2 rRNA genes are annotated in these 526 nt (G+C 55.3%); both read right to left on the reverse strand.

Annotated features, from left to right (window positions below):
* A 23S ribosomal RNA gene (locus tag NRB20_RS37410) occupies window positions 1-84 on the reverse strand; the annotation flags it as partial.
* A gap of 330 nt (window positions 85-414) precedes the next feature.
* A 16S ribosomal RNA gene (locus tag NRB20_RS37415) occupies window positions 415-526 on the reverse strand; the annotation flags it as partial.

Here is a 526-nt window from a genome sequence, read left to right on the forward strand (position 1 = left end):
TCCCCGAGGCTTATCGCAGCCTCCTACGTCCTTCATCGGCTCTCGGTGCCAAGGCATCCACCGTACGCTCTTACACACTTACAAACAAAGATGCTCGCGTCCACTGTGCAGTTCTCAAACAACACACCCACTCGAACCTGAACCTCGAAACCAGCCACAGCACGCTGCGCGGTATTCACGAAGACCCGAGCGGATCGTCTGAATTTCCTAGAAAGAAACTCGCTTCCGCGTGTTCTTTCAGGACCCAATAGTGTGTCGATATACCACCGCGACCGAAGACATGGCTCCGACCCGATGCGATGAGCTTGTCAGCGTTCCACCCATGAGCATCCGCAGTCCCACTGACGGAGACTAAACGGTCTCTGACGCAACATCATCCGACTATTCGAAGAGTTACGTAGAAGTGCTCCTTAGAAAGGAGGTGATCCAGCCGCACCTTCCGGTACGGCTACCTTGTTACGACTTCGTCCCAATCGCCAATCCCACCTTCGACGGCTCCCTCCACAAGGGTTAGGCCACCGGCTTC

The organism is Nocardia macrotermitis, from assembly GCF_009604405.1.
GTDB lineage: Bacteria > Actinomycetota > Actinomycetes > Mycobacteriales > Mycobacteriaceae > Nocardia > Nocardia macrotermitis.